We start from the raw sequence: 9,515 nt of genomic DNA on the forward strand, positions 1-9,515 counted from the left end.
CGCGGCCGAAGGGTAGTCGAAGGCGTCGTCCGCGAAGCGGCCACCGTAGCCGCCCGGTGCCTGCGCGTCCGGCGCCGTAGGCAGGATCGCCGTCTCATCCATGCCCGCGCGGGGCGCTGAGATGTGCTCGGGTTCGGTCGGCACTGCTTGTCCCTTCCGGCAGCTCAGGCCGCGTCCGTCAACTGGCGTCCTCGGTCTCCTCGGTGCCCTCCTTCTTGGTGTCGGTGACCTTGAAGGACTTGTCGAGGTAGACCTCGACAGAGGTGCCGTCCTTCTGCTTTACCTCCACCGCGTACATGCCGGGCTTCTCCGCGTCCTCTTCGGACTTCACGACGGTGCCCGGGTACGCGGCGATCGCGGCGGCCTCGGCCTTCTGCTTGATGTCACCGGTCAGCGGCGGCTCGGTCTCGTCATCGGTGTCGCCAGCGGCTTCACCCGCCGCATCGGCACCGCCCGCGCTCTGAGCCGACTGCTGAGTGTCCGCGGCCTTCGAGCTGCCGGAATCGGAGTCGGACCCGTCGCCGCAGGCGACCAGCGCGAACATCAGCACGGCGGACGGAGCGGCAAGCAGGGCACGACGGGGCAGAGCACGCATCAGGGTGTCTCCAAACACTGGGGGATCACTAGCGGGTTCGGAAGTCTGTAGAGCCGGACCTCCGGGGGACGACAACGACCCTAGGAACACGCAGTTGAGAGACAGCCCAGCAAACAGAGAGAGGAAGACCAGCAGAGCGCCAATCTTTCGCCGCGCACACGACTCGCTTGTGCTTGCTTCCGGCGTCTCCCTAACGATCAGGGAGTTGGCCCGGGCTGCTGGCCCTGCGGCACAGCTGAGAGACTCGCCTGGTGAGTGACGTGAACGAGACCTCCCGCCAGGCTCCGCTGCGCCGGGGCTTGGTGCTTGAGTACGTGACGTTGGGCTGGAACCTGATCGGCATCATGGTGCTAGCCGTCGCGGCAGTTGCGGCAAACTCGGTGGCATTGGCCGGTTTCGGCCTGGATTCCCTGATCGAGATCGGCGCCTCGACGGTGGTGATCTGGGAGCTTCGCGGCACTGGTGAGGAACGGCAGCGTCGTGCCCTGCGGCTGATTGGTGTCGGTTTCGCGCTGCTGGCGGTGTATCTGCTGATGCAGTCGACGTGGGTACTGATCAGCGGCTTCCGGCCACATCACTCACCGCTGGGGATTGCGTGGACCGCGGCAACCGCGGTGGTGATGTTCTTCCTGGCGTTCGGCAAGGCCCGCACCGGCGCCGCCCTCGCCAACCCGGTACTGACGACGGAGGGCCGGGTCACCCTGATCGACGGTCTGCTGGCCGCCGCAGTGCTGATCGGCCTGGTCCTCAACGCTCTCGCCGACCTGTGGTGGGCGGACCCGGCCGCCGGCTATGTGCTGGTGTACTACGCGATCCGAGAGGTGCGGGAGATCTTCTTCGGCGATCACTGAGTCCGATCGTCGCGTTCGCGTGGTGCTTTACGGCCTTCGATGGTGAAGATCCCGGAGGGCGGCAGTTCATTGATCCTCTTTACGTGGGTCGGCTGGCGGCGGAGCATCCACTGCTGAGGCATGGGGCGAGCTCTTCCATCCGTCACAGCGACATGTGCAACAGGAGCGGGAGCTCCAACTTGTCCTCCGGGCCAGCTCTGTTGACCTCGGCTCCGGCAGGGCGGTTATCCGCCCCGTGCAGAGCGCCACGAGCAGGTACGACGCGCCGTAACGGTTCGGCACGTCACCATCCGCCCGTGCACGGCTGCCAGGAGTTCTCGGTTTCCTCCAGCCCTGCACATCCACGGTTCCGTCCGACGTCCCTGATCCGGCGGCTGATCCAGCCCTCCGAGGTGGCCGATCTCATCCTCTTCACCAGCTCCGACCGGGCCTCGGCCACTACTGGCGCGGCGCTGAAGGTCGAAGGAGGCACCCTCACTTCCCTCACCCCGTGAGGCGCAACGGCATCCCCAGTGGGGCCGTCTCCCTTCCCGCGCCGCCGGGTGTCCCGCTTAGGACACGAAGTGCCGGTGACCGTGCGGTAGCCGACGGCAACAGCCGATCGCGGCAGTAGCGCACCAACCGCCCCGGCACCTTCCACACCCGGTGGGTCAATGCACATGACCATCAAGACCCTTAATCGAGGACTGGGCCACATAGCCATCCGCGCCTACGATCTCGGCGCCTCGGTGGACTTCTACACCCGTGGCCTGGGGTTCCGTTTCGTCAAGGGGTGGAGCGTGCCGGGAGCGGTGCACCGAGCCGTCTTCCTCAACGCCGGCGACGACCGGCTCATCGAGTTGTTCGATGCCGTGTCGACCCCACCGGGCGGTTCCCCGCAGCCCCTGGACCCCGCGAGGCGTCCCAGCGACGCCGCGGGGCCGGGTGACCGCACTGGTCCACTTCACCGTCCGCACCAACGACGTCCCCGCACTGTTCCAGGGGGCGCTCAGGGCGGGCGCCCGCCCAATGGGTGCACCAGTCACCATCACAACCGCAGGCGATGCCCCCATGACCTTCCAGGCGGCCTTCGTGTACGGACCCAATGACGAGGTCATCGAATTCATCGACCGGCCGAGCGCCGCGGTGAGCAGTGATGAATAGTCCCGCTGGCAGGCGGCCCGTGATGGCCGTCGTCACCTCGACCGGTGAGGCCGACCGCTTATTCGACGGCCTTGCCTACGAGCCGATGGGCGACCTCACGGTGCCCGCCCAGCAGCACGAACTCATCGCCGACGGGGCAGCCAACCTGCTGTATGTCTCCCACACCTACCGCTCTGGCGTCTACACGAACCCGGGCGAGAAAACCCACTGGATCTCCGTCATCGACCCGTTCCGCCAAGGACTCGTCGACGTCATCTCGCTCGCACCAGAGGAAGCACCTCACGGCCTCGCCCTAGACGCCGGCGGACACCGCCTCTACGCCACCGTTGAGGCTGGCCCCGCAGGCGGGGGCGCGGTCATCGCGCTGGACACGATCACTCGCAAGCCGACCGGGCGGATCGAGGTCGGCGCCCGAGGACCTCACTGGTTCGCGATCACACCCGACGGCCGGAAGGGATACGCCACCAACAAGGGGACCTCCTTCATCTCTGTCCTTGATCTGGTCCGTTGTGAACTCACCGGGCCATACCCGCCCCCTATGGCGCTGAAGAGGTTGCCACTTCGCCGGACGGAGGGCGGGCCTATGTGGCGGGCATGGCACTGCACTACGACAGCGGTGTCACAAGCCGCCCCACGGCCACCATGCCAGTGATCGACACCGCCACCGACGACGTGGTTGACCGCATCCCGCTCGACGCACCCGGCTGCCCGGTCCGCGTCGCGCCAGACGGGCGAATCCTCGTCGGCCTGGCGCGCACCGACCAGGCGGGGCGCGCCGACAACGGCCAACTGGCCGTCCTCTCCCCGGACACCTAGGCTCTCCGGTTCAGCATGCCACCTTATCGGGCACAAGCTGGTTGAATGCTCAATCATGACGAGTGCACTCACATCCGGGGACGGACCTCCACGGCCGCCTGGTCGTAGGCGCGGTACGAGACCGGGTCGGGCTCCATCAGCAGCACCACCCAGGACCCGCCCCGCTCCCACACCTCGAACCTCTCGGCGCCGTCCGGCCGGTACGGGGGTGTCGTGAGCGGCTCGCCCAGCCGCGCCCGCAACAGCTCCCCCGCCCGTCGGTACTCGGCCTCGAAGTCCGCCGCCGACGCCTGCGGCAGGCAGTCGGCGCGGGCGAAGAACGGACCCTGTACCCGCTCCCATTCCTCGGGACTGTCGGGGTCCGCGAAGTAGGCGAACGGCATGAGCACGGAGCAGTCCGCACGGCACTCCCGGTGCTCACACACGACGTCAGGCCCCTCCTGGCAGCCCGGCCAATGTCCGAGCAGCAGCCACCAGTCGTCCACACCCTCCTCCCCGGCGATCGGCCACACGTCCAACCATCCGACGACGATCTCGCCGTCGTCCCCCTCCATGTGCCAGCCGTTGCGTACGAAGGCCTCCTCGTGCGCCCGACGGCTCCACGGCAGGTCCGCGAGGGAGATCATGCGGTCCACCAGGTCGCTGTCCAGCGGCCGTTGCGTCATCGGCATGGCGCCGAACCTACTGCAGCAGCCCGGACGGAGTCTCCACGTGATCACGCGCGGCCGGAGTCTCGCCCATCACGGGCCCCTGTCAGTCCGTTTCTCGCAGAGTTCAGGTTCGAAAGAGCTCACTCAGGACGTACGGGATGACTGAGCACCGCCTGTCAAGCAGAGCGCCGCCTCTCGGGGCGGCGCTCCACGTGTCACCAGCAGGGGCAAGTGCGTCGACTCCAGCAACGGGTGGGTGAAGCCGGTCGGCTCGAAGGGCGCCCCGGTCACCTTCTACGACATGGGCGACTACTACCAGATCTGGCAGAGGGACCGCGAGACCGGAAAGCCGCTGGTTGCCGACGGCAACAGCCTGCGCTTCGTTGAGGGCGCCAAGCCGGGCCGCTGGAACCTCGTGGACGCCACCTGGGGCGACCGGCCCCAGCGGTACGTATGGCCGGGCCTCGCAATGGGTTGCTGCGGGGAATCGTCGTGCCCCGCGCTGCAGGGGCGGCCGGCTCGTACGAGCGGCGCTGCGAGCGCCCAGGGTTTCACCGTCGACGGGCCGGTGTACTACAGACCTACGTCCGGCCCTGAACCGTCCGGCCCTGATCCCCCACAGGCGGCCCGCCGCCGCGGGGAAAGGCGACGGGCCAAAAACAGGAACCCAGCGCAGACACCGGGAAGCGGTGGTGCGCCCCGCCTCTCGCACCAGGTGGAGCACACCGCCTGCACGGGTGCCGAAATGCGGCTGCCGGGGTTACCGACTGAAGGCACCCGCACGCCCGTCAGCGACGGAGGCCGCCACGTCCCCACCGCCGCGGTGGTCACCGCCGCCGTGCCGGCCGCCGCCGTCGTGGCGGTCGTGGCGGTCGTCGCCGTCGTGGCGGTCGTCGCCGTCACGATGGTGGCGGCCCCAGGAAGCGTCGTCCACGAACCGCCCGTGGTCGTTGCGCAGTGGCGCCGGTCCTGGAACACGTCCGTGTCCCGGCCACGGCCCTCACCGTTGTGGACACGGACGGTCGCGCGGCCGTCCAGGCGGAAGTGGCGGAAGGTGTAGGTGTAACCGTCCTCGTCCGACAGCGTCCACCCGCCCAGGTTCACGGCCCGGCGGGTGGTGTTGGAGATGTCCACCCACTCTTTGTTCAGGGAGCGGTTGGAGCGGTCGTCCCGGCCCGGCGAGTCAGCAGGAGTCGGTGATCACCTCACGCTCATGTGCGCTGACAGGGCTTGCAGCTTGCGGCTTGCAGCTTGCAGCTTGCAGCTTGCAGCAGAACTCGAGCTCAGGGCGTAGCGATCCGTTGGGAGATCCCGCTCAGCGCCGCGAGCTGTACGCTTCACCTCCCCCTGCAACACCGACCGGTGATCTCCGTGGCTGCCCGAAGCTGCTTCAGCCCGGGCCTGCGCTGGCATTCAGGACCGCGCCGGTACGTACCCGACCGGTCCCTGTCGGCTGACACCGTGCAGGGCAGCAGCTGCGTCGAGCACGCCGTACCGACTGCCGATGGCGCCGGACAGCAGAACCGGCAGCGACGAGAGGGCAGCTCCGGCAGCTCCAATACCGGACCAGTTGCAGCTGGCATCACCCGTAAGAGGGACGATACGTCCGGTGTCCGCAGACGGCAGCGCGTCATTATCCACCGCTGATGGAGGTGAAAACGCGGGGCTCTGGCGTCGAGGGTCGTGATCCGCCAACCGGCCGGACATTCGGGGCGGACTGACGCCGCGTGTGCCGAGGGAGCGGAGGTTTCGTCACAGGCGCGCAACGAGCATGCTCACGCCATGTAATGCTCACCTAAAGTCCCGGTTATGAGCATGCCTGTCACTGCCCCAAGGCCCTTCTCGTCCACCGACGTACTCGCCCTGGGCCGCGGCCGCGGCGGCTACCACAGCAGCCATCACAGCGGCTATTCCAGCGGCTACCACCACTACGGGAGCTCCGGATCCGGCGGCGGCGCCGACGTCTGGCTATGGGTCCTCATCCTGATCGTCGCAATCGTGGCCATCCTGGTCTGGAACGCCAAGCGCAGCCAGTGACAAGACAGCCGCACCCTCCCGCACCCGGGGCAAACGTTTGCGTACGCTCCTTCGCCGCATCATCGGTTCTGGTGGCCGCGCCCAGCGGATCAACGCCTCTGCGACGCCGAGCCGTTGCTTGTCGACCTCAACGTCTTCCGGTTCGGATGCCTGCCCCACGGCGGCCTTGCAGCGCGGCGCAAAGCGACGCGTGCCCTGAGGCTGGCCCAGCCGGCACGGCGGCGGGGGCGGGGCGAGCCGCGCGGACGCTTCCCGCCCGGCCACCAGGACGGGGCCGGGGCGAGCGCGGCCCGGTCAGCGCCGAGGGAGCGCGGGACGTCGTCGATACTCACCACGCTCCCCTGCCCTGTTGTCCTGTGCCACTGATCATCGCCCCCCTGCCACGGAGCTTTGAGGACTGCTCCTGGCTGCCATCGCTTGCGTTTGAGTACGGACACTCATGACACCGCGCGCCTGCCCGAGCGACTGTCTCTGAGTGAGTACAGACACCAAGCGAACTGGTCGGGGCACAGCCGCGGCCCTGGCCGTCGTCGAACTGGCAGTCCTTGCCTTGATCTGGCTGTCCTGGGCTTCGTCCTATTGGTCCTGGGACCCGCAGCACTATGGCGCCCCGCCGGGCCCCTACCTGCAGAAGGCCGTATTCGTACCGGCCGCCGCCCTGGTTGCCGCTGCCGTAGCCGGGGCCCGCGGGGTGCGCACGGTCGCCATCAGTCAGCTCGTGCTGTCCGTTGCCATCTGCGGGATCCTGACGGGCGTGAAGGCGCGTGGTGAACGCGCCTACGAGTCCTCCTATCGGGACGCCTGTCACTCGGGCCTGGTCTGTAACGCCCCTCCTCCGACCCCATGAGCTGCTACGGAACGCGGCATCAACCTCGGCCAGTCGGTCAGCGTTCGATGGCAGACGCTCAAGAACCACCGCCCGCTCCAGGGGATGGGGGTCGACGGCGGACAGAAGAGGAGCCGGGCTGAGTGGGGGGAGTTGAGCAGATCGTGGATCAGTCGTCAAACAGCACCGGATCGACCGAGGCCAGGAAGGTATCCAACCGCTCCGCCGATCGATACAGATCGCGCATGAGGACGCCCAGGACTTCAAGGACCCTCGCGGTTCGACGAGTACACGGCGAACACCCCCGACTCGGAATCGTGCTGCAACTGGTCCGCCGCATCGGGCAGGTGCCGGGTCACGAGAAGTCGTGCGACGTCCTTCCCAGGCATAGCCGTGCCCCTCCAGACTCGCGGCCTGGAGCACCGGCACCAGCTCGCTCCAGTCCGTGTGAGCCGAAGGCTGTGAACGGGATCGAACTCGATGTCTTCAAGCAGAACTGGTGCCAGATCACGCGCGTCTGTGGCGCGACGACATCCATGCCTGACGGCGCCGCAGCCGCGAGGGTGCGTACCGGTGCCGTCCCAATCCGATGGACGACGCCCTGTCGGGCCTGGACCGCGAAGACTTTCGATCAGGTCGACTTGCCTCGCTTCCAGTCCCCGTCGACCTGCTGTGCCATGGTGATCTCGTGGGCAAACCGAGTCCGGAAGTCAGTGACCGCCGCCAGCTCGGCGCGAATCGACTTCACCGCCACCATCCGGCCCCGCGACGAACGGGCGAAATACACCACGCCCATCCCGCCCTCGCCCAGCCGACCGAGCAGCCGGTAGTCCCCGACCGTTCCGGATCGTGCTCCCGCAGTGCCACCACAGAAGCACGGCCTCCTTGGCCACGAGCGCCGCACAGCGCGCGAACAACCAGTCAGGCTAATGGAGGCGGCCCGAGAGAACTGGTGGTTTCGTGGAGCAGCTCCAGCCCCCCGGCTTTTCCGGCCCGCGGTGTACCCAGCTGTTCATGGCCCGTGTGGGCGAAGTCTTGACACGCCGAGCCATCGGGGCGGCCTGCCGCCGTTACCCGCGGGCCGTCTCGACCGGTGAGACCGTGAGGAAATGTCTTACGCGTCGGCCACCGGACCCGGAGCCTTGTCCGTCGACGTGGATCAGCCACACCAGGTGTTCCAGGTCCCCTTCGCCGGGCGGTCGTTGGAGGAGATCCAGCGCGACCCGCAGGCGCAGTGCCGGCGAGGCCGGGTTGCTCCTCCCATGCGGGACGGGGCATCCCGGCCTCGTGTCGTCGCGGGCGAACGGCCGCCGCATGCCCGGAAGGACGAAACGTGCCGGGTCGCCCGTGGCTCGCCCACTGACCGGGTTCGGTCAGCCGGTGAACGTGCCGGTGGTCTCGGCCTTCCAGGCACCGCCCTTGACCTTGTAGACGGTGAGCTGCTTGTTGGTGGCGTCGCCGTACTCGTCGAAGGAGACCTTGCCCATGACCCCGTCGAAGGTGACCTTCTGCAGGGCCTCGGTGACCTTGGCGCGGGCGTCGGAGGGCAGCTTTCCGTCTTTGGCCACGGTCTTCACTGCCTGGATGATCGCCCAGGCGGAGTCGTAGGAGAAGCCGCCGTAGGCTCCGTACGCCTCCTTGTACCCGGCCGCCCTGTAGTCCGCGATGAACTTCTTCGCGGAGGGCAGGCTCTCGACGGGCGCACCGACCGAGGTGGCCAGGTCGCCGTCGCCGCGCGGGCCGGTGAGCTTGAGGTACTCGTCGCTGTAGATCGCGTCGCCGCCGATGAGCGGGATCGCAGCGCCCGTCTTCTTGACCTGTGCGCTGAGCGGGCCGGCCGCCGGGTACTCCCCACCGTAGTAGACGACGTCCGCACCCGAGTTCTTGATCTTGGTGGCGACGGCCGAGAAGTCCTTGGCGTCGGGGTTGACGTGGTCGTTGCCGACCACCGTGCCGCCGAGCTTCTTGAAGTGGGCGGAGAAGGTAGCGGCCAGGCCGGCGCCGTGGGGGGGGGGGCCGCCCCCGCCCCGTCCGTGGTGGCGCAGCGGGCGGTCGCGGCCGGTTCGGACGAGCGGGACGAGGCCGTGCAGCGCAGCACGGGGCTGTGGGACGCCCCGGTGCAGCGAGCCGGGGACGAGGCGCTGCGTTCCGCCAAGACCCCGAGCGAGATGGTTGCCGCACTGGAGGCGTCGGGGCACTCCAAGGACGACGCCTGGGAGCTGATGCAGTACATGACCCAGCAGCAGTTCCCGCCCGGCGAGGGGCAGCAGGACTTCGACATGCTCTCCCACATCAAGGATATCAAGAAGCACAGGATCTCCAGCGTCCTGAAGACCCAGTCGAAGAGTCTGCGCGACCAGAAGTGGACGATCCGCCACTACACGGGTACGGACCCGAACGTGAAGCCGTCCTTCCAGGAGGTCATGACGACGTACGACAACGCGGCCGCCGGACGGGCGGGCGCCAACACGAACGTGGCGGACTGGCGCTCGCTGGGCAACATCAAGTTCACGTTCTACCTGGTGGCCGTAGGCGGCAAAGTGCCGCCGCGACCCTGGCTCAACAACACCCACTGGTACGCCGAGTGGGACCTGGAC

11 protein-coding genes and 3 pseudogenes are annotated in these 9,515 nt (G+C 68.0%); 9 read left to right on the forward strand and 5 right to left on the reverse strand.

Translation table 11 applies throughout. The features are described 5' to 3' along the window. Positions 1-178: 178 nt before the first annotated feature. Positions 179-595, reverse strand: a complete 417-nt coding sequence (locus ACFW2E_RS32555) for a peptidase (protein ID WP_384471180.1) — start codon at positions 593-595, stop codon at positions 179-181. Between the two features lie 251 nt (positions 596-846). Here ACFW2E_RS32555 and ACFW2E_RS32560 point away from each other — a divergent pair, with 251 nt between their 5' ends. From ACFW2E_RS32560 to ACFW2E_RS32585, 6 genes and pseudogenes are all read left to right on the forward strand, one after another. Beyond that, positions 847-1,446 carry a cation transporter gene (locus ACFW2E_RS32560; RefSeq protein WP_384471183.1) on the forward strand — a complete coding sequence of 200 codons (600 nt, stop codon included), beginning with the start codon at positions 847-849 and terminating at the stop codon, positions 1,444-1,446. Positions 1,447-1,742: 296 nt separating this feature from the next. After that, positions 1,743-1,940 (forward strand): SDR family oxidoreductase, encoded by a 198-nt coding sequence (locus ACFW2E_RS32565; RefSeq protein WP_384471186.1) that lies wholly within the window; start codon positions 1,743-1,745, stop codon positions 1,938-1,940. Positions 1,941-2,105: 165 nt separating this feature from the next. Next, positions 2,106-2,315 (forward strand): annotated as a pseudogene (locus ACFW2E_RS32570) (VOC family protein); the annotation flags it as partial. A 55-nt stretch (positions 2,316-2,370) separates the two neighbouring features. Continuing rightward, positions 2,371-2,589: a hypothetical protein gene (locus ACFW2E_RS32575; protein WP_384471207.1), complete on the forward strand. Its 219-nt coding sequence runs from the start codon at positions 2,371-2,373 to the stop codon at positions 2,587-2,589. Positions 2,590-2,611: 22 nt separating this feature from the next. Next, positions 2,612-3,241 (forward strand): YncE family protein, encoded by a 630-nt coding sequence (locus ACFW2E_RS32580; protein ID WP_384471189.1) that lies wholly within the window; start codon positions 2,612-2,614, stop codon positions 3,239-3,241. After that, positions 3,232-3,405: a hypothetical protein gene (locus ACFW2E_RS32585; RefSeq protein WP_384471192.1), complete on the forward strand. Its 174-nt coding sequence runs from the start codon at positions 3,232-3,234 to the stop codon at positions 3,403-3,405. Before ACFW2E_RS32580 ends, ACFW2E_RS32585 begins: the two co-directional genes overlap by 10 nt. A 68-nt stretch (positions 3,406-3,473) precedes the next feature. Here ACFW2E_RS32585 and ACFW2E_RS32590 read toward each other — a convergent pair whose 3' ends face one another. Together ACFW2E_RS32590 and ACFW2E_RS32595 are read right to left on the reverse strand one after the other, a co-directional pair. After that, positions 3,474-4,076 carry a hypothetical protein gene (locus ACFW2E_RS32590; RefSeq protein WP_384471194.1) on the reverse strand — a complete coding sequence of 201 codons (603 nt, stop codon included), beginning with the start codon at positions 4,074-4,076 and terminating at the stop codon, positions 3,474-3,476. An 844-nt stretch (positions 4,077-4,920) separates the two neighbouring features. After that, positions 4,921-5,240, reverse strand: a pseudogene (locus tag ACFW2E_RS32595) (lamin tail domain-containing protein); the annotation flags it as partial. Between the two features lie 624 nt (positions 5,241-5,864). Between ACFW2E_RS32595 and ACFW2E_RS32600 the strand changes: the two are divergent. Both ACFW2E_RS32600 and ACFW2E_RS32605 read left to right on the forward strand, forming a co-directional pair. Further along, positions 5,865-6,092 carry a hypothetical protein gene (locus tag ACFW2E_RS32600; protein ID WP_384471197.1) on the forward strand — a complete coding sequence of 76 codons (228 nt, stop codon included), beginning with the start codon at positions 5,865-5,867 and terminating at the stop codon, positions 6,090-6,092. Positions 6,093-6,567: 475 nt separating this feature from the next. Beyond that, positions 6,568-6,939 (forward strand): DUF6234 family protein, encoded by a 372-nt coding sequence (locus tag ACFW2E_RS32605; protein ID WP_384471200.1) that lies wholly within the window; start codon positions 6,568-6,570, stop codon positions 6,937-6,939. Between the two features lie 610 nt (positions 6,940-7,549). Here ACFW2E_RS32605 and ACFW2E_RS32610 read toward each other — a convergent pair. Further along, positions 7,550-7,714, reverse strand: coding sequence for a hypothetical protein (locus ACFW2E_RS32610; RefSeq protein ID WP_384471203.1), 165 nt, complete (start codon positions 7,712-7,714; stop codon positions 7,550-7,552). Positions 7,715-8,291: 577 nt separating this feature from the next. Then, positions 8,292-8,924, reverse strand: a pseudogene (locus ACFW2E_RS32615) (branched-chain amino acid ABC transporter substrate-binding protein); the annotation flags it as partial. Between ACFW2E_RS32615 and ACFW2E_RS32620 the strand changes: the two are divergent. Next, the coding region (locus tag ACFW2E_RS32620) for a hypothetical protein (protein ID WP_384471205.1) at positions 8,889-9,515 on the forward strand (627 nt) is incomplete at its 3' end. The pseudogene ACFW2E_RS32615 and the gene ACFW2E_RS32620 overlap by 36 nt on opposite strands.

The organism is Streptomyces sp. NPDC058964 (assembly GCF_042741275.1).
GTDB lineage: Bacteria > Actinomycetota > Actinomycetes > Streptomycetales > Streptomycetaceae > Streptomyces.